The organism is Paraburkholderia sp. GAS33 (assembly GCF_050436645.1).
Taxonomy (GTDB): Bacteria; Pseudomonadota; Gammaproteobacteria; order Burkholderiales; family Burkholderiaceae; genus Paraburkholderia; species Paraburkholderia phenazinium_B.
Genome location: NZ_JBNDMP010000001.1, coordinates 1220357 through 1241512 on the forward strand (window position 1 = coordinate 1220357; position 21156 = coordinate 1241512).

Genomic DNA, 21156 nt, shown 5'->3' on the forward strand with positions numbered 1-21156 from the left:
CCCGTACACTCGATACGGCGAGCGGCTAGCGTTGCATCAAGCGCAATCCCGATCCGCGCTGGGCGCCTGCCGTCGCATGAGTTTCCCCACCCCTCACCAGTTCCCGCGGCGTCACCCCCAGCAACCGGTTCATCCAGTGCGCCATATGACTCTGGTGCGCAAACCCGGTCTCAAGCGCCACCTGGCTCGCACTTAACCTGCCCTGCAGCAACAACGTCCGCGCTCGCTCGACGCGCCGCTGCACGACATACTGATGCACGGGCATACCAAGCGTCTCGCGAAACAGCACCTTGAAATGCGGCACACTGAGGTCGGCTAGCGCAGCCAGTTCCGCGAGTGTGAGACGCTGATCGAGATTACCCTCGATAAACTCCACCACCTGCGCCGCCGTCCGCGCGGCGAGACGTTTACTGCGCTTGCCCTCAAGCGGCGGCGCCTCCTCGAGCAGGCGCACGATCATCGCCGTAGCGAGGCTCTCTGCGTAAAGCGGATCGGAAGCATCATCCGCCTCGAGCTCGGCGCGCAACGCCCAGGCCAGATGCTGAAAACGCGGATCGCGCATCTGGAACTGCGGACGAATCTCCGCCCGATTCCCACGCAGCTCCATTTGCTCCAACGTACGCCGCGCGAACGCGTCGGCAAACCAGACGCTGAAGATCGTGCAGCTGGATTCGTCGGCCCATTGACCGTCGAGTCCCGCCGGGATCACGTCCGTGTCGCCTGGCGATTGCAAACGCACATGGCGTCGTTCGTTGCACAGACAGCGCGCCTTGACCGGCGTGCCGACATGTATGCCGACACGGTGATGTTGCAAAGCCGGAATCCGGTGCACGCCCGCAGCCACGCTGACCAGTTCTGCGCCGAATCCGTTCCAGCCAAGTCCAGCGCTCGATCGCAGACTGGTGCGGGAGCCGGAGTGCGGTACGGGGACAGGAATCGCGGCGTTCATTGCGGCCCTCCAGGATGTCGACAGACGTTGCCTGCATTGTGCGGCGTTTTCTTGCGGCCTGCTTGACGTGCGCGACGCGTGGTGCCGCCAGGCGAGGCGGCGGCAAATCGACGTCACCGTGCGCCACAAAAACCACCATCCAGATCTGCTCGCTTCAATCCATCTGTGTGCGTTTTGCCTGCTAGCCGCTCCTATGATGGCCACACCCTATCTGTCCACAAGGAGCGCAACGTGTATGTGATATTTGGAGCAGCAGGCAATGCGGGAGGCATCACAGCGGCACGGCTGCGTGATGCAGGCCGTGCGGTGCGGGCGGTTGTCCGCCATGAACACCAGGGCGAAGTGCTGGCAAAGCTCGGCTGCGAGATCGCGTTAGCTGACCTCACGGATCGCGCTTCGGTCGCCAAGGCGATCGAGGGTGCAGACGCGGTGCAGATTCTCTGCCCGTTGCCGCGTAACGATCCGCATCCCGCGGAGTCGATGCGACACATGATCGACATCGCAGCCAGCGCGTTGCGAGCCAACCCGCCGCCGCGGGTCCTCGCGTTGTCCGACTATGGAGCGGAACTGGATCGCGGCACCGGTATCACGCTGCTGTTTCATTACCTGGAGGCGCAGTTAAAGCCGGTGGAGTGCCACCTGACGTTCCTGCGCGCGGCAGAGCATATGCAGAACTGGGGCCGTGTGATGCCCGCCGCGTTGAAGGCAGGCGTGCTGCCGAGCTTGCATCAACCGCTCGACAAACGCTTTCCGACCGTCTCGGCACAAGACGTGGGGCGGCTCGCCGCGGATCTGTTGCTGGACCACGACCCGGCCGGGGAGATTACGCCGCGCATCGTCAGTATCGAAGGGCCGCAGCGCATCAGCGCACTCGATGTCGCGCGCACACTCGGCGAGCTCAGCGGACGTGAAGTCGATGCGCAGGCATTGCCACGCGAGGCATGGACACCCATGCTGCTGCGCGCCGGCCTCAACGCCGAACACGCACGGTTGATCACGGATCTCTACGAGACGCACAACGCTGGCCGCATCGATGTTGAAGCAGGTGTTGGCGAACGGCGTTTCGGCACCACGGAGCTTGCGGAGGTGCTGGCGGCGATGTTGCCGAGGGTCGGAGTGACCGAGAGCTAGGCACGTGATTGCGCGGATGTCCCTCAGCGACCCACTGCGGGACATCCGACGCAAACGTCACTCACTCGTTCTCATCAAAGTAATGCCCAAACTTGACCTGCTTCGTCCGGATATACCGCTCATTCTCCTCGCGCATCGGAATCGCCAGCGCGACCCGCTCGCACACAGGAATGCCGTGTTGCGACAAGGTATCGAATTTCTTCGGATTGTTGCTCATCAACCGCACCGAAGTGACCTTCAGCGTGCGTAGAATCCCTGCGGCTGAATCGTACTCACGCGAATCGTCGGGCAAGCCGAGATCCAGATTGGCCTCCACCGTGTCACGGCCCTGCTCCTGCAATGCATACGCGCGGATCTTGTTGGACAGGCCAATGCCCCTCCCCTCATGTCCACGCAGATACAACAGCACGCCGCGACCTTCGGCAGCGATATAGCGCAACGCGAGATCGAGCTGCTCGCCGCAATCACAGCGGTATGAGCCCAGTACGTCGCCCGTCAGGCATTCCGAATGCAGGCGGGTCAGCACTGGTTCGTCATTGGCAACGTCGCCCATCACAAGCGCGAGGTGTTCTGTGCCGCTGTCGCAAACGCGAAAAACGTAAGACGTGAATGTGCCGTAGCGGGTGGGAAGCGTGGCGACCGCGTCGAGAATGACGCATTCGCCGTTATGTTGGCCGTCTGCAATCGACGGATCTTGAGGCGTGGGCATGGCGTTAGGCAAAGGCACTGACATGAACCCGTGAACAACCGGGGATAAAGTACGGAACTGGAGTTTACCGCTAATCGGCCCCGTTCACCTGCACACGTGCCTGCCGGTGAAAGAGGCTCTGGCAAACCACCCTTCCCGTCGTCAGCCGTCCGTACAAAAGCACAACACCAGGGATTTGCCCATGAGTGCCTGATTACCTTGCGCGGCCTATACTGGAATCGCCTGTCCTTTCCGACCGCATGTCCATCGCGACGTGCTGCACTGCGATATGGAGCCGCTCTATGACTAGCGTTGCGCAACTTCTCAAATCCAAACCGAATCGGGACGTCTACACGGTTGCAGCAGATGATTCCGTCTATGACGCGATCAAACTCATGGCGGACAAGCAGATCGGTGCGCTGGTCGTGACCGAGGGCGAGAGCATCGCCGGAATCGTCACGGAGCGGGACTATGCGCGCAAGGTTGTGCTGATGGACCGCGCGTCGAAAGCCACGCCGGTGCGCGACATCATGAGCCGCGCGGTGCGCTTCGTCCATCTCACCCAGACCACCGACGAATGCATGGCGCTCATGACCGAGCGGCGCATGCGCCACCTGCCGGTGATCGATCAGGACAAACTAGTGGGAATGGTGTCGATCGGCGATCTGGTGAAGAACATCATCGCCGAGCAGCAGTTCACGATTCAGCAACTCGAGTTCTACATCACAGGCGAGCATCCCTGACGCTCCGCCGCGCAGCGACGACGGCCGCCGCCGCCGCAAAAAAAGCCCAAGCCATCGAGGGTTGGGCAAAGCTACCTTGCGGCAGCGGAGGTTTCTGAGTTTTCGTATCGGCGAATATGCCGTGCGCATCGATTCACGTCGATCGCAGCGGCATATCGCCCGATTCTCTGGCGATGCACGCCGTTTGATGTGCACGCCTTATGACGCTTTATCACACAACGAACCGGTCATCCTGCACACCGGCCCAGCCTGGCTGCAACCAGATTAGTGGCCTTCATAAATCCGTTGGCTCGGCACGGTCGGCGTCGCCGGCTGCATGGTGCCCGAAGCCGATGAACCGCTCGTCGACGGACCATAGCCGGTCGTATCCGCCACACCCTGCTGCGCCACCTGCGGATTTTGAGCCTGGATGCGCTGTTCAGCAGCCTGCACGTCGGCCGGATAGTTCGGGTCATTGGCCTCTGCCGGGTTGTAGCCGGCCTGCTCCAGCTGAATCAACTGATTCTTGACTTCAGCACGCGTCATCGGCTGCTGACTCGTATCTGCTGCCTGCGCGAACGCAGCGGCCGGAGCAGCGAGGATTGCGGCAATAGCGACAGCTTGAATAAGTGACTTCATGATGGCTTACCTCCAGACTTGGTTTTTTTGCATCGCTTGACACACCATGTGAAAAGCGAGTAGTTCCAGTCTAGCCACCACCATCCCGAGGGAAAACCCTTAATTTCGAGATATATAATTGCGAGATTCGCAAGATTAAATGGGGAACCCGAGCAAAACCTCATAGACCTGACAAGTATTGCGTAGCAATTGCCTGTTCCGTAAGCTTTGCAAGCCATTTGTTAAGCAAATGCTTTCTAAACCGGTCGTAGCTTCCGGAAAACAGGACCGTCAGGCCATTCAAAGCGACCCAATCGGCGCGCGGGAGAGCGGCATCAGCAACTTGCGCGGCCCGCTGACGAACGGGCTGCCCGGCTCATAAAAGCGCAACGGGCGGTGCATCTCTCGCGACAGTCCAATGCGTGTGGTCGCGGCCACCGCCGTTTGCTCTACCTCTATACGCCCGATCCAGAGATCCTGGCCGGTACACAGATCGCGTCCGTCAAACGCTTGCCCGATGCCGAGCGCGATCGTGAGCCGGCCGGGTCCGCGGGCGAGATCGCGCAAACTGACGCCCGGACGGCGCGCCTGCATCAGGGCAAGGCCCTCGAGCGGTTCAATTGCCCGAATCAGGATACCCGCGCCCGTCCCTTCGGCCTCGCTGGACATGTTCAGCATGTACGACACCCCGTACGTCAGCCGCACATAGGCGTGGCCGCGCGCCATAAACAGCGAGGCGTTATAGGCGCGCAGACCGATAAACGCGTGCGAGGTCGAATCGCCGACCGGATAGGCTTCCGTCTCGACAATCCGCCCGCTGATGCGTCCTTCGGGCAGGTCGTGAACCACATACTTGCCGACCATGTAGCGGGCCAGTTCGACCGTATCGAGCGGCAGGTCGTTGCGGTGCAGCGGCAGGATCGGAAGAGGTCTGTCGGTCATGGCCAGGTGGAGGAGAAGTTGCCCGTGCAACGAGAGGCGGGGGCAATGCGGCGCAATGATCTGCTGTTTATTGCAATTGTCGGTCAGTCCGTTGTGCAAAAGCAGCATTTCCCTACACGCTTACGTTCAGGATTCTTTCAAGTAGGGTATCGTTACATTCCGGCCAGTAGCACAGCCCTCGCCGGCTTGCGCGTGCCTCGGCCCGCTTGATCAGCAGACAGGTTTGCATCACTAGCAACATCGTTCTACTCAGATTTGATCCCGAAGTACCGTTGGTGCAACCCTGCGGTTTCCGTCCGGAACCGTGACGAATCATGACAACAGGAGAACTTGAATGAAAGCATCCCAGGCAATGAAGGTCATCGGCGGCGCGCTCATCGTCGTAGCGTCCCTTAACGCTTACGCACAAAGCAGCGATGCAATGGCCGCATCGGGCGCGATGGCTGCCCCGAGCGCCAAGTCGACCAAGGCTGCCAACCGTGCTCTGCAACGCAGCGTGCGTAAGGCCTTGTCCAAAACCAAGGGCCTCAGCGTGAACAACATCACGGTTCGTGCTCGCAACGGTGCAGTGACATTGGAAGGCTCCGTGCCGGAACAAGGTCAAAGCGACATCGCTACGCAAGCAGCACAAGGCGTGGCAGGCGTGACGTCGGTAAAGAACGACCTGACGATCCGCGCGATCGGTCAGTAAGCGCATCAAACCGGGCACAACCCTGTAGGACCGGGGGTTGTGCCCGTTTAGTTTTCAGCCTCAATCAGCCTCAATTCCAGTTCCAGTCTGTTCGCGCCGGATAGCCAGCGTGCACCTCACCCATTGAAACTGCGCTGCAACTCACGCGCAATCACGATCTGCTGGATCTGCGTGGTGCCTTCGTAAATGCGAAACAGGCGCACGTCGCGGTAAAAGCGCTCGATTCCATATTCGCTCATATAGCCCGCTCCGCCGAAGATCTGCACGGCACGATCGGCAACGCGTCCGCACATTTCCGTCGCAAACATCTTGGCGCACGACGCTTCGCTCGTGACCCGCTCGCCCGCATCGCGGCGGCGCGCGGCATCCACGATCATGCAGCGCGATGCGTAGATCTCCGCCTGGCTATCGGCCAGCATGGCCTGAATCAATTCGAACTCGACGATCGGCTTGCCGAACTGCTTGCGCTCCGTGGCATAGCGCAGCGCATCGGCGAGCATGCGTTCGGCCGCACCCGTCGCCACGGCGGCGATATGCAGGCGCCCCTTGTCGAGCACCTTCATGGCGGTCTTGAAACCGACGCCCTCTTTCTCGCCGATCAGGTTCTCCACGGGCACGCGGCAGTTATCGAAGATGACGTCGCAGGTATGCGCGCCCCTCTGGCCCATCTTGCGATCGATCTTGCCGAGCGACAGTCCCGGCGTACCCGCCTCCACAACGAACGCGGAGATGGCGCCAGCACCTTTCGCGGTGGGATCGGTACGCGCCATCACGGTGAAGAGTCCTGCCTCCGGCGCGTTCGTGATGAAGCGCTTGGTGCCGTTCAGCACGTAGTGATCCCCGTCGCGCACAGCGGTGGTTCTGAGCGAGGCGGCGTCCGAACCCGCTTCCGGCTCGGTCAGACAAAACGAGCCGATCAGCTCGCCCGAGGCAAGTCGCGGCAGATACTTCTCCTTCTGCGCAGGCGTACCGTCGATCACGATACCCGTCGAGCCGATGCCGTTATTGCTGCCGATTGCCGAACGAAACGCCGGTGACGTCTTGCCGAGTTCGATAGCGGCCAGCACTTCTTCTTCCATGGTCAAGCCGAGGCCGCCATACTCTTCGGGCAGACATAATCCGAACAGACCAAGGTCCTTCATTTCCTGCAGCAACGCGGCGGGAATCTGATCGGTTTCCGCGACGATTTCCTCGTTCGGCACCAGACGTTCACGGACAAAACGGATAATGCTGTCGAGCAACAGATTCAGCGTTTCCTGGCTTCGAATCACAATGTCTCCTTCAAAACTCGCATTCGCCATTGATACATATTCGTTATAGTTTAATGTACTAGCGCATATTCCTGATTCATCGCTTCAAGTTGCATCAACGCGCGCACAAGCCTCACTTCACTGCATAAACACTAGAAAAAGGAAACGACCGGATGTCGACAACATCGCCCGTGCTGCCCCGCTGGACCATTGGAGCGCCTATCGCCGCCTGGGTCGTACTCGGCGCGGCAGTGGCGCTGCCCGGATACGGCGTGATGCTGGCGCTGGTCGGTGTCGCGCTGGCCGCTTCGGTGTTCGCCGCCGTGCATCACGCGGAGGTGGTCGCACACCGGGTCGGTGAACCGTTCGGCACGCTGGTGCTGGCGGTAGCCGTCACGGTGATCGAGGTCGCGCTGATCGTCTCGGTGATGCTCACATCCGGTCCCGAGAAGGCCGGCCTCGCACGCGACACCGTGTTTGCGGCAGTGATGATCGTGTGCAACGGGATCGTCGGCATCTGTCTGCTGGTGGGCGGCATCCGCCATCGCGAACAGGACTTCCAGGCACGCGGCGCCGCTGCCACGCTCGCCGTGCTCGCGTCGCTCTCGGTGCTGACGCTGGTGATGCCGAATTTCACCACCACGCGCGAGGGGCCGTTGCTGTCGTCGTCGCAACTGGCGTTTGCGGGGATTTCCTCGCTAGTGTTGTACGGCGTGTTTGTGTTCGTGCAAACGGTACGGCATCGCGATTATTTTCTTGCCGCCACGCCCGACGAAAGCGTTCACGCCGAACCGCCCAGCGTGACTCAGGCTGGGATCGCCGCTGCGTTGCTGCTGGTGTGCCTCGTGGCCGTGGTCTTGCTCGCCAAGCTGCTCTCGCCGACGGTCGAAACAGCCGTGCAAAATATCGGCGCACCGCCTGCGGTGGTGGGCATCGTGATCGCGGCGCTGGTGTTGTTGCCGGAGGGGCTCGCTGCGGTGCGCGCGGCGCGGGCCGACCGGTTGCAGAACAGTCTGAATCTGGCGCTCGGCTCCGCGCTCGCCAGTATCGGGCTGACGATCCCCGCTGTGGCCGGCGTCTTCCTCTGGACCGGTCAGCCGCTCGTGCTCGGCATCAACGGCAAGGAAATGATCATGCTGGCGCTGACGCTGCTGGTCGGCACCCTGACACTGAGCACGGGACGCACCACGATCCTGCAAGGGGCCGTGCACCTGTCGCTGTTTGCAGCGTATCTGTTTCTGTCGTTTGCGCCGTGAGATTGTGCGGTATGTTCGCGCCTTAAAGTCGCGTCTGCCCTCGCCTTCATTCGGTCCAATGTTCCGTGATCCACTCACGGAAGAGATTGACCTTCTGCTGATGCGCGACACAGTCCGGATAGACGAAGTAGTAGCGCCATCCCGTCGTCAACACCGTTTCGAAAGGTCTCACGAGACGCTTGGCCGCCACGTCCTCGTCGATCAGCGCGAGGTCGCTGATCGCGACGCCAAACCCTTGTAACGCTGCGTTGGTCGCCAGGTCGAGCGTGTCGAAGCTCGGGCCGTGGGCGGCGTCGATATCGCGCGCCTCCACATGATCGAGCCACATCTTCCAGTCGCGGTGATCGCGGGTTGGGTGCAACAGGGTATGGCGCGCCAGATCGGCGACGCTATCGAGCGGCTTGTCGTTGAGGAGTTCGGGCGCGCAGACCGGCGTCAGGCGTTCTTCGAAGAGCGGCACGGCCTGCACGTCCGCACCCGGCGACGAGCCATAGATGATCGCCGCATCGAACGGCTCGACCTGAAAGTCGACGTCATGTTGCCAGGTGGTGGTGATCTGCACGTGCAGATCCGGGTACTCGGCCTGAAACTGCATGATTTTCGGCAGCATCCAGCGCATCACGCAGGTCGGCACCTTCAAGGCCAGATCGGTACGCTGGCGCGTGAGCCGCAACGAGATTTCCTCGATACGCGCGAAGCTCTCCTTCACCGCGGGCAGCAGCAACTCGCCCTCAGCCGTGAGCGTGAGGCCTTTCGCCTGACGCTTGAACAGCGGAAACTTGTAGTAGTCCTCAAGCGCGAGAATCTGCCGGCTGACCGCACCCTGCGTCAGACAGAGATGGTCGGCCGCACGTGTGAAGCTGCGGTGGCGAGCCACGGTCTCGAAGATCTGCAGCGCGTTCAGCGGGGGAAGTCGTCGCATGGGCCAGTCTGGGTATCAGGAAAATGCATCGCCAGGATACGCAGCGAGGGGGCTGCTCGCGCCCGGCGAGCCTTCAGCATAAGCGATCAAAAAACTTCGCGGTTCATTCCACCCTGGAGCCGCATGCGCAGCGCTCATGCCAGGACAACGCCGTCCCCGGTCGATGCCCGCGGCCCGGCGCATGAGCTTCCGTCATGGCGTCCATGCAGAGATTTCGTTTGTTGGGTGATTTTGGCAAACCTAGAGTGCATCCACCCGCAACGCATTCGCGCGGCACGACTCGCGCGAAAGTTGCCCTGTTCAACCCGGGAGAAACGCTCATGCAGGACATCAAATACGGCAGAAGGCACGCTATCAAGGCGCTCGGCGCTGCGCTGGCAGTCTCGACCCTACCCATGCCGTTCGTGAATCTGAGGGCGCAGGAGCAGAACTTCTCCGGCAAGACCTTGCGGCTCCTGACCTGGTCTGACGATACGGGCGCCGCAGCACTGCGCAATATCGCCGCGACGTTCACTGCGAAGACCGGCGCCAAGGTGATCGCCGACCGCGCCGACGGCACCTCGGGCATGGTCGCCAAGGTCAAGGCCGCGGGTGACCGGCCGACCTACGACGTCATCACGCTCGCGGGCGTGGGCGCCTCGGGCCTCGGCGACGCGGGCCTGCTGATTAAACCCGACCTCGACAAGCTGCCCAACCTGAAGGAAGTCGAGCCGCAATACCGCACCGGCGCGGACGGTTTCGGTATCGGCTACCTGCTGTGGTCCGATGGCCTGATCTACAACACCTCGACCGTCAAGACAGCTCCAGCGTCGTACGAGGCCTTATGGGATCCGAAGTACGCCGGCCGGCTGTTCCTGCCGCCGCCGGAGTGGGCCGAAGCGGTCGATCTCGCGATCATTGCCGCCAGGATGTCGGGCGGCTCGCAACAGAATATCGACCCCGGCTTCAAGAAGCTCGCGGAACTGAAAGAGCGCGTGATGACGCTCGGCGAGAACCCGAACCAGGTAGCCGACCTGTTCCGCACCGGTTCGCTCGATATCGGCGGCATCTATTCGCCGGCGTTCTTCCCCGATCAGATTCGCAAGCCCGAGTACAAGATGGGCGTGACCTACGGTATGAAGGAAGGCTTCGCCACGCAGTTGATGTTCACTGTGATTCCAAAGGCGCATCCCGGCGACAGCGATCTGATTCATGCCTTCATCAACCACTCGCTCGATGCCGGCGTGCAAGGCCGGATGGCTGCGGACGTCCTCAATGGTCCCGTCAATTCGAAGGCTGTGATCCCGGCCCAGAGCCGCGCGTTCGTACCCAGTCCGAAGCAGATTGCCGAGAAAGCGATCCTCCACGACGACAAGGCGCTAGCCTCGGTGCAGGCGGCGTGGATCAAACGCTATACCGAGATTTTCTCGGCATGACGGCGATGCCCGCGCGCTCCTCGCAGCGCGCTTCCGGGACCTCGGAGGTGCCCGGCATAGCGGACGCGCCGGGAACCTCGGGTGCCGACGGCGCGCCGGACGAGCCGGCTTGCGCCGCCGCGCCCGGCGCCACATGGGCGAAGGCCCGGCCGTGGCTGCTGCTGGCGCCGATCCTGTTGTTTCTTGCCGTGCTCGCAGCGGCGGCGCTCGTCGTGCTGCGGATGAGTTTTGGCACCCAGGGCAGCGAGTGGCATGGCTTCACGCTACAGAATTATGAAGACCTGGCCGATAGCTACTTCATGAGGTCCCTCTGGATCACCTTGAAGCTGGCGTTTCAAAGCATGATCTGCGCGGTGCTGCTGGCGATCCCGGTTGCGCTCGCGATGGCGCGCACCGGGTCGCGGCTTGCGCGGCGACTGCTGCTGGCGGGTGTGCTGCTGCCGCTGCTCGTCAATCTGTTGTTGCAGGGCTATGGCTGGCTGGTGATTCTTGGGCCGGCCGGATTGCTCAATCACGCGCTGCTCGCAAGCGGGTTGATCGAGCGTCCGGTGTTATGGTTGTATCGCGAGCATGGCGTGCTGCTCGGGCTGATCCAGACGGCGTTTCCGCTCGCCGTGCTGCCGCTGTCGAGCGCCATGCGCGCCGTGTCGCGCTCTTATGAAGAGGCGGCCGCCACGCTGGGTGCGACCCGCTGGCAGACTCTGCGTCATGTGATGCTGCCGCTGGCGATGCCCGGTCTCGTCTCCGGCGCGTTGCTGGTGTTCGCCTATAACGCCAGCGCGTTCGCCGTGCCGTTGCTGCTCGGCGGGCGCCGCGTGCCGATGCTTGCCGTGCTGGTACATGACCAGGTCGCACCGCTGCTGAACTGGCCGGCCGCCTCGGCCTCCGGTGTGGTGCTGATGGTCGCCACGTTGACCGTGATGGCGATCTCGCAAAGTCTCGTGCGACGCACCCAACGTCTCGCTCCCGAGGAACCGTCTGCATGAACACGCCTGCCCTTCGCAGCCGGCTGCGCCCGTGGGCCGCCATGCCCGGCCGGCTCGGCAAACCAGCGGCACTGCTCGCCGCTGTCGTCCTGTTTCTTGCCGCACTGCCGATCCTGACGATGATCACCATGTCGTTCAGTGCCTCGGACACGCTCGAATTCCCGCCGTCCGGCTTCAGCCTGCAGTGGTATCGCGCGGCGTGGCACAGCTTTGTCGCGCCCGACGCCAGCGACGTGCTGTCGATGGGCCGCGCGCTCACCACCAGCCTGATCGTGGCGGTGTCTACCATGATCATCGCCACGCTGGTCTCCGTACCGGCCGCCTATGCGCTGAGCCGCTACCGGTTTCGCGGCAAACCGGCGGTGGAGCAGTTAGTGGCATTGCCGCTGGTCTATCCGCTCGTGATGCTCGGGCTCTCACTGCTGCTGGTCTTCAATGCGCTGCCGGTCGAACTCGGCGTGTTCCGTCTGATCATTGCTCATGTGATTCTGGCGCTGCCGTTCACGGTGAAGAACTGCGCAGCGTCGGTCGCCGCGATCGGACCAGAGTTCGAGGAAGCCGCCTGCGTGATGGGTGCGAACCCAGGTCGCGCGCTCATCGACGTCGTCTTGCCGCTGATGCGCCCCGGCATTCTCGCCGGCATGCTGTTCGCCTTCATCATCTCGTTTAACGAATTCACGGTGACGTTTTTTCTCTACGGTATCGACACCATGACGCTGCCGGTGTGGCTGTACAGCCGGACTGTGTCGTCGCTCGATCCGACGGTGTTTTCGTTCGCGGTCTTCATCGTCGCGATCGATTTCGCGCTGATCTGGCTGCTCGAGACACTGATTGGCGATGAAGGCGTGGCGCTCTGATGCCGCGCTTCGACGCCCCGTGTGGTGCTGTTCTGATTCCTTTGCGATTCTGGCCCAGCAGGAGCCTCTCATGACTCATCTGACGTTGCAGGCCGTGACCAAGCGCTTTAATTCAGCGTACGCCGTCGACCATGTCGATCTGAGCGTGCCGGACGGCAAGCTGATCTGCTTCCTCGGGCCGTCCGGTTGCGGCAAGACCACCTTGTTGCGCATGATCGCCGGACTGGAGGCGCCCAGCTCAGGGATTGTGAACTTCGCCGGCCGCGACATTACGCACGTACCGGCGAATCAGCGCGACTTCGGCATGGTGTTTCAGTCGCTCGCGCTGTTTCCGCATATGACGGTGGCGCAGAACATCGCCTATCCGCTGCGCCTGCGCAAGACCGCCAAGGTTACGCAAAGCCAGCGCGTCACGGCACTGCTCGAACTGATCCAGTTGCCACATATGGCGAACCGTCCGGTGACGCAACTCTCCGGTGGGCAACGGCAACGCGTGGCGATTGCCCGCGCGATCGCTTCGTCGCCAAAACTGCTGTTGCTGGACGAACCGCTCTCAGCGCTCGACGCCAAACTGCGCGAAGCCATGCAGGTGGAAATCCGCCTGTTGCAGCAGCGCCTCGGTATCACGACGATCATGGTCACGCACGACCAGCGTGAAGCAATGACCATGGCCGACGAAATCGTCGTCATGGAGAAAGGCCGGATTGCGCAGGTCGGCAAGCCGCTCGACATCTATCGCGATCCGGTCAGCGAGTTCGTGGCCGACTTTATCGGTCTCGGCAACATCCTGCCGGTGACTTACGACGGCGCTGGCGGCGTAAGCCTGCCAGGCGGCCAGCAGATCGTCGTGACGCCGCCGGCGCACGCGCCGGCATCGGCTTCGGAGATTCGCCTGCTGATCCGCCCTGAGGATGTCTGCGTCAGGATTGGCTCAGGCGCCGCCGGCCAAAACCAGAACCGCCTGAGTGGCACGGTCAGCTTTATTCGTGACGTGGGCGCCTCGCTCGAAGCCACGATTGAGTGCGCCGGGTTCACTCTCACCGCCGCGACAACCCCGCGTGAAACGCCCGGTCTCATGCTCGGCATGCCGGTGCTGGCGGAGCTGCCGCCTCACGCCTGCAAGCTGATCGCGGCCCGCGCCGCGCATTGAAACGATTTTGAACTGACCCGATAGATACCCACGCTTTGACAGAGGAACGACCATGACGACTCTCGACTCACTTGCTCCACGCGTCTCGCGTGGCCGGCCTGCTCTCCGTGTCCGGTATGGACAGCTTTCCCGGCATCTGCGGAATCTGGGGCATCCGGGAAATCTGCGCCGTGGGCTGGCGACGGCCGCCACCACGCTCGCATTCACCGGCCTCGCGGCGCTGTCCGCGTTCGTTGCACCCGCGGCCCACGCCGACGCGCTCGACTCGATCGCCAAATCCGGCGTGGTGCGGATCGGTGTATTCGAAGACTACCCGCCGTTCGGCTCGATCGGCCCAGACATGAAACCGGAGGGTTACGACATCGATGTCGCCAACCTGATCGGCAAGGCGCTCAATGCGAAGGTCGAACTGGTTCAGGTGACGGGCGACAACCGCATGGCCTACCTCGCCGACCACAAGGCCGACATGCTGCTGTCGGTCGGCCAGACGCCGGAACGCGAGAAAGTGATCGACTTCTCGCAGCCTTACGCTCCCTACTATCTCGCCGTGTTCGGCCCGAAAGCGCTGCCGGTCAAGAACGCCGGCGATCTCGCCGGCAAGACCATCTCGGTAGCGCGCGGCACGCTGGAAGACCTGAGCGTCACGAAGATCGCGCCGCCCAGCGCGACAATCAAACGTTTCGACGATCCTAACGGTGCAATTTCGGCATTTCTTTCTGGTCAGGTACAGTTGATGGTGGTTGGCAACGACGTCGGGGCGACGATCCTGGCGCGCCATCCACCCAACGATCCCGAGCAGAAGTTCGCCCTGTTCAGTTCGCCCGATCACGTCGGCCTGAACAAGAACGAGCCGCGCCTGAAGCAGAAAATCGACGACACGATTGCCCGCGCCCGCAAGGACGGCACGATGAACGAGATTTCGCAGAAGTGGCTGCGGGCGCCGCTGCCGGCCGATCTATAACCATTGTGTCCGGATCAAAGGCATTGACCGGGGGAGTCCGATTTACGATGAGCGGCATGTCATGAGTTATGCGTTCGATTTCAGCGGCTTCGGCGTCTATGTGGGCATGCTTGCCCGCGGCGCTGCCGTCACTTTGGGGCTCACTGCCTTGTCCACAGTGCTGGGTGGGCTCGTGGGAATCGGCGGCGCGAGCGTGAGCGTCGCCGGACCGCGCTGGGCGCGCAGGCTGGTCGCGGTGTATGTCGAACTGATCCGCAACACGCCGTTCATCGTGCAGTTGTTCTTCATATTCTTCGGCCTGCCAAGTCTCGGCATCCATATCGACGAGATCCAGGCCGCCATTCTCGCCATGACGGTCAATCTCGGCGCCTATGCCATCGAGATCGTGCGCTCCGGTATCGAATCGGTGTCGCGCGGCCAGGTGCAGGCGGCCCAGGCGCTGGGCCTGCACGGACGCCAGGTGTTCCGCTTCGTCGTGTTGCCGCAGGCGCTGGCCAACGTGTTCCCATCGCTGTTGAGCCAGGTGCTGATCGTCATGCTCGGCTCCGCGGTCGTGTCGCAGATCTCGGTGCCGGATCTGACCTACGCGGCCAACTTCATCCAGTCGCGCAATTTCCGTTCGTTCGAAAGCTACGTGATCATCACCGTGACGTATCTGGTGCTCTCCATCGTGTTGCGGCAGGTGCTCAACTGGCTCGGCCGCGGCCTCTTTGCCGGCCGCATGCCGCATCGGCCCGACGAGCCGCGCGGCTGGCGTCTGCTGCTTGCGTGGCGTGGTCCGCGCGCTGTCCCGACGGAGCGCTGATCATGGTCGAATTTACGCTGTGGGATATAGCCCGCAATCTGCTGCTCGCCGCGCGCTGGACGGTGCTGTTGTCGCTGATCGCGTTTGTTTGCGGAGGTCTGGTGGGATTCGCGCTGCTCGCGATGCGCGTGTCGCCGCTGCCGTGGTTGCGGCGGGCGGTGTCAGTGTACGTCGAGTTGTTCCAGGGTACGCCGTTGCTGATGCAGCTGTTCCTTGCCTTCTTCGGGCTGCCGCTGCTAGGTGTGGATGTATCTCCGTGGACAGCTGCCATCGTTACGCTGACGCTTTATACCAGCGCCTATCTGGTCGACATCTGGCGCGGCTGTGTCGAAGCGGTGCCGCGCGGGCAATGGGCTGCGGGCGCGAGTCTCGGCATGACGTTCGGCCAGCAGTTGCGCTACATCGTATGGCCGCAGGCTAAAAAGATCGCGGTCGCGCCGACGGTCGGCTTTCTGGTGCAGGTCGTGAAAAGCACCGCGCTGACCTCGATCATCGGCTTCACCGAGTTGACGAAGACCGGCACGATGATTACCAACGCAGCGTTGCGGCCGTTTCCGATCTACGGCATGGTGGCGTTGATCTACTTCGCGATGTGTTTCCCGCTCACCTGGTATGCGCGTGCGCTGGAGAAGCGGCAGAAAATCGGCCAGCACCGGTAAGCAGCTGAAACAGCAAGCGGCAACCGGATAAGACTACGGTTGCCGCTCGCCAGACTATTGCGACTCTACTGCGCCGCCTGTGTCGACTTCCTCAGCTTCGCCACTTCTTCCGCGCTCACGGCCGGCGCACCGTTATTCCAGCCAGCCCGAACGAACGTCAATACGTCGGCGATCTGCTTGTCGTTCAGCACGGGCGCGTATTTCGGCATCGGATACGGCGCAGGGATGCCCTGAATCACCAGATCGCCGGTGCCGTTCAACGTGACGTTGATCAGCGACGACGCGTCGTGCTCCAGCACATTCGGATTGCCCGCCAGCGGCGCCAGCATCGGTGCGAAGCCGCGGCCATCCACGCCGTGACAATGCATGCAGTACTCGGTATAGACACGCGCGCCGGCATCGTTTGCCGGACGCGAGAGCGACACCCTGGTCGCCTGCGGATCATAGGAATACTGCGGCGCGCCCGTGCCGCCTGCCGCCGGCAGCGACTTCAGATAGCTCGTCATCGCGGCGATATCCGTGTCGTTGGTGGCCTGCGTGCTGTTGTTGATCACGCTGGTCATCGAGCCAAACGCCGATGCGTGTGCATTCGCCCCAGTCTTCAGAAACGCCGCGATGTCTTCCTCCGACCAGCGCCCGAGTCCAACGTTGTGCTCCTGAGTGAGGTTGGCGGCGAACCAGCCGTCGAGTGTGCCGCCGGTCAGATACGCGCTGCCGGTTTCATCGAGCGCCTTCTCCTGGAACGCGATACCGCGCGGCGTGTGGCACGAGCCGCAGTGACCGAGGCCCTGGATGATATAGGCGCCACGGTTCCACGCGACGTCCTTGCCCGGCTTGTCCTGATAGACGGTCTTGTCCAGAAACACCATGTTCCAGAACTTCAACGGCCAGCGCATATTGAGCGGCCATGGAATGTCGGACTCGCGATTGGCCTGCTGGACCGGTGCCACGCCTTTCATGAAGAACGCGTACAGCGCCTTCGCGTCATCGTCGTTGATCTTCGCGTACGACGGATACGGCATTGCTGGGTAGAGATTGTGGCCATCCTTCGCCACGCCCTCGCGCAGCGCGCGGGCAAAGTCTTCCTCCGTATAACGGCCAATGCCGGTGTCGGGATCGGGCGTGATGTTGGTGGTGTAGATCTTGCCCATCGGCGTCGTCATCGGCAGTCCGCCCGCGAACGGCTTGCCTTTGGGCGCCGAATGGCACGCTACGCAATCGCCGAGCTTGGCGAGATAGGCGCCGCGCTGCACGAGCGCATCATCAGCGGCGTGTGCGGTTGACTGCAGGGCAAACGGCGACGCCAGACAAAGTGCGAAACCCAGCGCCGCGCCGGAAACCTTCAATGTTTTGATCATGGTCGGTCTCCGGTTAGACGTTTTGCAGCTGGCTGCCAACCGGCAACTGCCGCAGCCGTTTGCCGGTAGCGGCATAGATCGCGTTTGCCAACGCCGGCGCCAGCGCCGCCGTGCCCGGCTCGCCGATGCCGCCAGGCGCTTCGCTGCTCTTCACGATATGCACCTCGATGCTCGGCGTCTGGTCGATCCGCAGCATCCGGTAGTCGGTGAAGTTGTTCTGCTCGACGCGTCCGTCCTTGATCGTGATCTCGCTGTACAGCGCCGCCGTGATGCCGAAGATGATGCCGCCCTGCACCTGCGCTTCGATGGTGTTGGGGTTGACCACCATCCCGCAATCGACCGCGCAGACGACGCGGTTCACGGTCACCTCGCCCTGGTCGACGGTGATATCCGCGACCATCGCAAAGAAGCTGCCGAACGCGTGCATCACCGAGACGCCGCGGCCCTGGCCCTTCGGCAGGCTTGTGCTGCCCCAACCGGCCGCCTGGGTTGCCGTGTCGAGCACATTCAGCGCACGCGGCGTTTTGCCGAGCAGATCGCGCCGGTATTTAACCGGATCCACTTTGGCCTGCGCGGCCAGCTCGTCAATAAAACTCTCCACGACAAAGGTGCCGCGCGTCGGACCGACGCCACGCCAGAATGCAGTCGGCACCGTGCGCGGTTCCTGACGCACATAGTCGATCAGCTGATTGGGCAGGTCGTACGGCAGATCCGAGGCAACTTCCACCGCATCGGGATCGACGCCGTTCTTGAACGCCGGCGGCGCAAAGCGGGCGATGACCGACGAGCCGACGATCCGATGCTGCCACGCGATCGGCTTGCCGTTCGCGTCGAGCCCCGCCGAGATCTTGTCGTAGTAGTACGGACGGTACATGTCGTGCTGGATGTCTTCTTCGCGCGTCCATACGACCTTGACCGGTGTGCCCAGCTGCTTGCCGATCTTCAGCGCCTGGGTGGCCATATCGAATTCCAGCCTGCGTCCGAAACCACCGCCGAGCAGATGGTTATGCACGGTGATCTTCTCTGCCGGCAGGCCGGTGATTTTCACCGCCGTATCGACGATGCGCGTCGGCACCTGCGTGCCCAGCCAGATATCGCAGCCGTCCGGCCGCACGTACACGGTGCAGTTGACCGGTTCCATCGTGGCGTGCGCAAGGAACGGTTGCTGATAGACCGCATCGACGCGTGTCTTGGCGTCCGAGAAGCCCTTCTGTACGTCACCATCCTTGCGCGCCACGGCGCCGTTGCCGTGATCTGCCGCGGCGCTGAGATCGTCGACGATCTGCTTCATCGAAAGATTCGCGCCCGCGCCTTCGTTCCAGGTGATCTGCAGCGCTGCAAGGCCGCGCTTGGCGGCCCACGTGTGATCGCCGATGACGGCTACCGCGTTGTCGGCCTTGACGACCTGGCGCACGCCGGGAATCTTTTTAGCATTGGTGTCATCGACGCTGCCTAGCGTGCCGCCGAATACCGGACACGTTGCGATGGCCGCATAAACCATGTCCGGCACGCGCACGTCGAGGCCAAACATCGCGGTGCCGTCCACCTTCTCCGGCGAGTCCAGACGCTTGACCGCCGTGCCGATGATCTTGAAGTCTTTCGGATCCTTGAGCGGCACGGTCTGCGGCGCCGGCAGCTTTGCGGCGGCATCGACCAGTTGGCCGTACCCAAGGCTGCGGTTGCTGGCCGCATGAATCACCTGGCCCGCCTGTGCATGACAGGTAGCCGGATCGACCTGCCACTGCTGCGCCGCCGCACTGATCAGCAGCACGCGAGCGGTGGCGCCTGCCTTGCGCATCGGATCCCATGCGTAACGGATAGAAGTCGAACCGCCGGTCAACTGACCGCCGAGCAGCGGGTCCATGAAGAGCTTCTCGTTGGGCGGCGCGTGGTCGATCGTGACGCTGTCGAGCGGGACTTCGAGCTCTTCCGCGATCAGCATCGGGATCGACGTATAGACGCCCTGGCCCATTTCGACCTTCGGAATCACCAGCGTCACCTTGCCGGTGTTGTCGATCTGGATAAAGGCGTTCGGCGCGAACACTCCAGCCGGTGCGGGCTCGCTCGCATCGCCGCCGATCACCGATTTGCCCGTTGGGTCCTGGCCTTGCGCCTGGCTCGGGGTCGGCAAACTGAAGCCGAGCAGCAGGCCACCGCCCGCGGCAACGCCTACCGTGACGCTGAATTTCAGAAAAGTACGTCGTGAGAGATGCGGGCCGTCGTCGCCTTGCGTGGCGCCCTTGCCGCCCTGCGTGGTTCTTGCATCCTTGCCGGCGTTTTGCGAATCAAGCAGACCTTGCGACATGTCAGGCCTCCTTTGCCGCTTGCTTGATCGCCGCGCGAATGCGGTTGTAGGTGCCACAGCGGCAAATGTTGCCGGCCATGGCCGCATCGATATCCGCATCGGTCGGATTGGGGTTCTGCGCAAGCAGCGAGGCGGCCGACATCACCTGCCCCGACTGACAGTAACCGCACTGCACCACGTCGATCTGGCGCCATGCCTGCTGCACCTTCTTCCCCGCGGGCGTCTCGCCAACCGCTTCGATAGTGGTGATCTTCTTGTCGCCGACGGCCGCCACCGGCAATACGCACGAGCGCACCGCAGCGCCGTCCAGGTGCACGGTGCAGGCGCCGCACTGGGCAATCCCGCAGCCAAACTTCGTGCCCGTCAGGCCGACCAGGTCTCGCAAAACCCACAGCAAGGGCATGTCGGGCGGTGCGTCGACGGTATGCGTCTGACCGTTGATATTGAGCGTTGTCATGGGGACTCCGATTGCGAATTATTGTTTGGGCTCGTGAAACCGGCAGCATGAAGTGGAACGACGGAATTGTAGTCGCCCTTTAAAAAATATGTATGGAGCGTGTCGCGCAGGGAAGTTTGCTAGCATGCCCCTTTACTCCCAGGAGTTGTGCCATGACTGAACAGCAAGCCATTCAATTCCTGGCCGAGGTGCGCCGGCCGTTGCTATCGCTGCACAAGGCGATCCTCGATCACGAGCGCGCGGCCTACGAGAAGGAATTCGGTCCGGTGACACCGGCGGCGTTTCTGCAAGTGCTGATCAATGGCTCGGGGTTTCGCTGGCTCTCGCCGCTTTCGACGGTGATTGCCAATGTCGACGAGACGCTCGACGACAAGGAGGCCACCGCTACCGATCGCCTGGCGGCGGTCGAAGCCGTGACGGGTCTGTTCTCAGCGGATCGGCCGGACAATACGTTTTTGCCGCGCTATCTGCCGTTGTTGCAGACGAGCCCGGCGATCCTGCATGAGCATGGAAAAGTCACGCAGGTATTGCGGGCGGTAGAGGGACAACAGTAGAGGTAATGCATAGTCGGCGGCGGGCGCCGCCGACGTCTTCGTGCTTCGCGTACCTTTAGTTCAGATCAGCCCGCGAGGTCCGACGGCAGCTTGCCGCCGTTTGCCGCCAGCGCGTGCATGACCTGCGTGTGCAGCCAGACGTTCATGGTGGCCGAGTCGTTCGTGTCGCCGCTGTACTTGAGTTCCTGTGCGAGTTGCTTGCGATGCTCGAGGCTGCTGTCGACGCCGAGCGCCTTGAGTGTATCGACGATCGAGGTGCGCCAGTTCAGTGTTTGGCCGCTTTCGCTCACGAACTGATCCATCACCGCTGCGACATCCACATCCGCCAACGGCGGAGGTGCGGCTGCCGCCGCAGGCGCAACTGCTTGCGCCGCAGCCGGATCCGGTGTCGCTTCCACTGCGGGCGCGGGCTGATCCGGCTTGGCCTTGCCGAACAGTTTGTTCACAATATCGCCAAAAATACTCATCTTTAATTCTCCT

Annotated in this window: 22 protein-coding genes; 12 read left to right on the plus strand and 10 right to left on the minus strand. The window is 62.4% G+C overall.

From position 1 onward, the window contains the following. Positions 1-25 precede the first annotated feature (25 nt). Positions 26-949 (minus strand): helix-turn-helix transcriptional regulator, encoded by a 924-nt coding sequence (locus P3T24_RS05515; protein WP_429432995.1) that lies wholly within the window; start codon positions 947-949, stop codon positions 26-28. Positions 950-1180: 231 nt separating this feature from the next. On the opposite strand from P3T24_RS05515, the gene P3T24_RS05520 reads away from it, so the two are divergent. Further along, complete coding sequence (locus P3T24_RS05520; RefSeq protein ID WP_429432997.1) at positions 1181-2080, plus strand: NAD(P)H-binding protein; 900 nt, start codon at positions 1181-1183, stop codon at positions 2078-2080. A gap of 61 nt (positions 2081-2141) precedes the next feature. Here P3T24_RS05520 and ribA read toward each other — a convergent pair whose 3' ends face one another. Beyond that, complete coding sequence (gene ribA / locus P3T24_RS05525; RefSeq protein ID WP_074268363.1) at positions 2142-2789, minus strand: GTP cyclohydrolase II; 648 nt, start codon at positions 2787-2789, stop codon at positions 2142-2144. A gap of 281 nt (positions 2790-3070) precedes the next feature. Here ribA and P3T24_RS05530 point away from each other — a divergent pair, with 281 nt between their 5' ends. Continuing rightward, a complete protein-coding gene (locus tag P3T24_RS05530) occupies positions 3071-3511 on the plus strand; it encodes a CBS domain-containing protein (protein WP_074268362.1) in 441 nt (146 codons plus the stop codon). A 264-nt stretch (positions 3512-3775) separates the two neighbouring features. Here the strand turns inward: P3T24_RS05530 and P3T24_RS05535 are convergent, their stop codons facing one another. Both P3T24_RS05535 and P3T24_RS05540 read right to left on the minus strand, forming a co-directional pair. Next, a complete protein-coding gene (locus P3T24_RS05535; protein WP_429432999.1) occupies positions 3776-4129 on the minus strand; it encodes a DUF4148 domain-containing protein in 354 nt (117 codons plus the stop codon). Between the two features lie 279 nt (positions 4130-4408). After that, the gene (locus tag P3T24_RS05540) at positions 4409-5050 is read right to left on the minus strand and encodes a DNA-3-methyladenine glycosylase (RefSeq protein WP_429433001.1); all 642 of its coding nucleotides are present in this window, start codon (positions 5048-5050) and stop codon (positions 4409-4411) included. 334 nt (positions 5051-5384) lie between these two features. Between P3T24_RS05540 and P3T24_RS05545 the strand changes: the two genes are divergently transcribed. Next, the gene (locus tag P3T24_RS05545; protein ID WP_074268360.1) at positions 5385-5741 is read left to right on the plus strand and encodes a BON domain-containing protein; all 357 of its coding nucleotides are present in this window, start codon (positions 5385-5387) and stop codon (positions 5739-5741) included. A 116-nt stretch (positions 5742-5857) separates the two neighbouring features. On the opposite strand, the gene P3T24_RS05550 is transcribed toward P3T24_RS05545, so the two are convergent. Continuing rightward, the gene (locus tag P3T24_RS05550; protein ID WP_429433003.1) at positions 5858-7012 is read right to left on the minus strand and encodes an acyl-CoA dehydrogenase family protein; all 1155 of its coding nucleotides are present in this window, start codon (positions 7010-7012) and stop codon (positions 5858-5860) included. Positions 7013-7164: 152 nt separating this feature from the next. Between P3T24_RS05550 and P3T24_RS05555 the strand changes: the two genes are divergently transcribed. Beyond that, positions 7165-8247 (plus strand): calcium:proton antiporter, encoded by a 1083-nt coding sequence (locus P3T24_RS05555; protein ID WP_074268359.1) that lies wholly within the window; start codon positions 7165-7167, stop codon positions 8245-8247. Positions 8248-8293: 46 nt separating this feature from the next. On the opposite strand, the gene P3T24_RS05560 is transcribed toward P3T24_RS05555, so the two are convergent. After that, the gene (locus P3T24_RS05560) at positions 8294-9169 is read right to left on the minus strand and encodes a LysR substrate-binding domain-containing protein (protein ID WP_074268358.1); all 876 of its coding nucleotides are present in this window, start codon (positions 9167-9169) and stop codon (positions 8294-8296) included. A gap of 320 nt (positions 9170-9489) precedes the next feature. Here P3T24_RS05560 and P3T24_RS05565 point away from each other — a divergent pair, with 320 nt between their 5' ends. The 7 genes from P3T24_RS05565 to P3T24_RS05595 all read left to right on the plus strand — a co-directional run bounded on the left by P3T24_RS05565 (position 9490) and on the right by P3T24_RS05595 (position 16002). Continuing rightward, positions 9490-10584: an ABC transporter substrate-binding protein gene (locus P3T24_RS05565; RefSeq protein ID WP_429433005.1), complete on the plus strand. Its 1095-nt coding sequence runs from the start codon at positions 9490-9492 to the stop codon at positions 10582-10584. Beyond that, complete coding sequence (locus P3T24_RS05570; RefSeq protein WP_429433007.1) at positions 10581-11570, plus strand: ABC transporter permease; 990 nt, start codon at positions 10581-10583, stop codon at positions 11568-11570. Before P3T24_RS05565 ends, P3T24_RS05570 begins: the two co-directional genes overlap by 4 nt. Further along, positions 11567-12427 (plus strand): ABC transporter permease, encoded by an 861-nt coding sequence (locus P3T24_RS05575; RefSeq protein ID WP_429433009.1) that lies wholly within the window; start codon positions 11567-11569, stop codon positions 12425-12427. Before P3T24_RS05570 ends, P3T24_RS05575 begins: the two co-directional genes overlap by 4 nt. A 70-nt stretch (positions 12428-12497) precedes the next feature. Further along, a complete protein-coding gene (locus P3T24_RS05580) occupies positions 12498-13577 on the plus strand; it encodes an ABC transporter ATP-binding protein (protein ID WP_429433011.1) in 1080 nt (359 codons plus the stop codon). 52 nt (positions 13578-13629) lie between these two features. Continuing rightward, positions 13630-14538 (plus strand): transporter substrate-binding domain-containing protein, encoded by a 909-nt coding sequence (locus P3T24_RS05585; RefSeq protein ID WP_429433013.1) that lies wholly within the window; start codon positions 13630-13632, stop codon positions 14536-14538. A gap of 61 nt (positions 14539-14599) precedes the next feature. Further along, positions 14600-15343, plus strand: a complete 744-nt coding sequence (locus P3T24_RS05590) for an amino acid ABC transporter permease (RefSeq protein ID WP_429288778.1) — start codon at positions 14600-14602, stop codon at positions 15341-15343. A 2-nt stretch (positions 15344-15345) separates the two neighbouring features. Then, positions 15346-16002, plus strand: coding sequence for an amino acid ABC transporter permease (locus P3T24_RS05595; protein ID WP_429433015.1), 657 nt, complete (start codon positions 15346-15348; stop codon positions 16000-16002). 65 nt (positions 16003-16067) lie between these two features. Here P3T24_RS05595 and P3T24_RS05600 read toward each other — a convergent pair whose 3' ends face one another. Genes P3T24_RS05600 through P3T24_RS05610 form a run of 3 tightly spaced genes read right to left on the minus strand, consistent with a single transcriptional unit; the run spans position 16068 to position 20122 of the window. Then, complete coding sequence (locus tag P3T24_RS05600) at positions 16068-17360, minus strand: cytochrome c (protein WP_429433017.1); 1293 nt, start codon at positions 17358-17360, stop codon at positions 16068-16070. Positions 17361-17373: 13 nt separating this feature from the next. Then, positions 17374-19665 carry a molybdopterin cofactor-binding domain-containing protein gene (locus P3T24_RS05605; RefSeq protein WP_429433019.1) on the minus strand — a complete coding sequence of 764 codons (2292 nt, stop codon included), beginning with the start codon at positions 19663-19665 and terminating at the stop codon, positions 17374-17376. A 1-nt stretch (position 19666) separates the two neighbouring features. Continuing rightward, positions 19667-20122 carry a (2Fe-2S)-binding protein gene (locus P3T24_RS05610; RefSeq protein ID WP_074268351.1) on the minus strand — a complete coding sequence of 152 codons (456 nt, stop codon included), beginning with the start codon at positions 20120-20122 and terminating at the stop codon, positions 19667-19669. 152 nt (positions 20123-20274) lie between these two features. On the opposite strand from P3T24_RS05610, the gene P3T24_RS05615 reads away from it, so the two are divergent. Continuing rightward, positions 20275-20676, plus strand: a complete 402-nt coding sequence (locus P3T24_RS05615; RefSeq protein WP_074268350.1) for a hypothetical protein — start codon at positions 20275-20277, stop codon at positions 20674-20676. A 65-nt stretch (positions 20677-20741) separates the two neighbouring features. Here the strand turns inward: P3T24_RS05615 and P3T24_RS05620 are convergent, their stop codons facing one another. Continuing rightward, a complete protein-coding gene (locus P3T24_RS05620) occupies positions 20742-21143 on the minus strand; it encodes a DUF3597 domain-containing protein (RefSeq protein WP_429433021.1) in 402 nt (133 codons plus the stop codon). Positions 21144-21156: the final 13 nt, after the last annotated feature.

What these genes read in the sequence shown, in the direction of transcription:
- P3T24_RS05585 (WP_429433013.1), top strand. Translation starts at nt 13,630, where the DNA reads ATGACGACTCTCGACTCACTTGCTCCACGCGTCTCGCGTGGCCGGCCT.
- P3T24_RS05610 (WP_074268351.1), bottom strand. Translation starts at nt 20,122, where the DNA reads ATGACAACGCTCAATATCAACGGTCAGACGCATACCGTCGACGCACCG.
- P3T24_RS05620 (WP_429433021.1), bottom strand. Translation starts at nt 21,143, where the DNA reads ATGAGTATTTTTGGCGATATTGTGAACAAACTGTTCGGCAAGGCCAAG.
- P3T24_RS05595 (WP_429433015.1), top strand. Translation starts at nt 15,346, where the DNA reads ATGGTCGAATTTACGCTGTGGGATATAGCCCGCAATCTGCTGCTCGCC.
- P3T24_RS05545 (WP_074268360.1), top strand. Translation starts at nt 5,385, where the DNA reads ATGAAAGCATCCCAGGCAATGAAGGTCATCGGCGGCGCGCTCATCGTC.
- P3T24_RS05580 (WP_429433011.1), top strand. Translation starts at nt 12,498, where the DNA reads ATGACTCATCTGACGTTGCAGGCCGTGACCAAGCGCTTTAATTCAGCG.
- P3T24_RS05560 (WP_074268358.1), bottom strand. Translation starts at nt 9,169, where the DNA reads ATGCGACGACTTCCCCCGCTGAACGCGCTGCAGATCTTCGAGACCGTG.
- P3T24_RS05555 (WP_074268359.1), top strand. Translation starts at nt 7,165, where the DNA reads ATGTCGACAACATCGCCCGTGCTGCCCCGCTGGACCATTGGAGCGCCT.
- P3T24_RS05605 (WP_429433019.1), bottom strand. Translation starts at nt 19,665, where the DNA reads ATGTCGCAAGGTCTGCTTGATTCGCAAAACGCCGGCAAGGATGCAAGA.
- P3T24_RS05575 (WP_429433009.1), top strand. Translation starts at nt 11,567, where the DNA reads ATGAACACGCCTGCCCTTCGCAGCCGGCTGCGCCCGTGGGCCGCCATG.
- ribA (WP_074268363.1), bottom strand. Translation starts at nt 2,789, where the DNA reads ATGCCCACGCCTCAAGATCCGTCGATTGCAGACGGCCAACATAACGGC.
- P3T24_RS05540 (WP_429433001.1), bottom strand. Translation starts at nt 5,050, where the DNA reads ATGACCGACAGACCTCTTCCGATCCTGCCGCTGCACCGCAACGACCTG.
- P3T24_RS05615 (WP_074268350.1), top strand. Translation starts at nt 20,275, where the DNA reads ATGACTGAACAGCAAGCCATTCAATTCCTGGCCGAGGTGCGCCGGCCG.
- P3T24_RS05535 (WP_429432999.1), bottom strand. Translation starts at nt 4,129, where the DNA reads ATGAAGTCACTTATTCAAGCTGTCGCTATTGCCGCAATCCTCGCTGCT.
- P3T24_RS05530 (WP_074268362.1), top strand. Translation starts at nt 3,071, where the DNA reads ATGACTAGCGTTGCGCAACTTCTCAAATCCAAACCGAATCGGGACGTC.
- P3T24_RS05570 (WP_429433007.1), top strand. Translation starts at nt 10,581, where the DNA reads ATGACGGCGATGCCCGCGCGCTCCTCGCAGCGCGCTTCCGGGACCTCG.
- P3T24_RS05565 (WP_429433005.1), top strand. Translation starts at nt 9,490, where the DNA reads ATGCAGGACATCAAATACGGCAGAAGGCACGCTATCAAGGCGCTCGGC.
- P3T24_RS05515 (WP_429432995.1), bottom strand. Translation starts at nt 949, where the DNA reads ATGAACGCCGCGATTCCTGTCCCCGTACCGCACTCCGGCTCCCGCACC.
- P3T24_RS05600 (WP_429433017.1), bottom strand. Translation starts at nt 17,360, where the DNA reads ATGATCAAAACATTGAAGGTTTCCGGCGCGGCGCTGGGTTTCGCACTT.
- P3T24_RS05590 (WP_429288778.1), top strand. Translation starts at nt 14,600, where the DNA reads ATGAGTTATGCGTTCGATTTCAGCGGCTTCGGCGTCTATGTGGGCATG.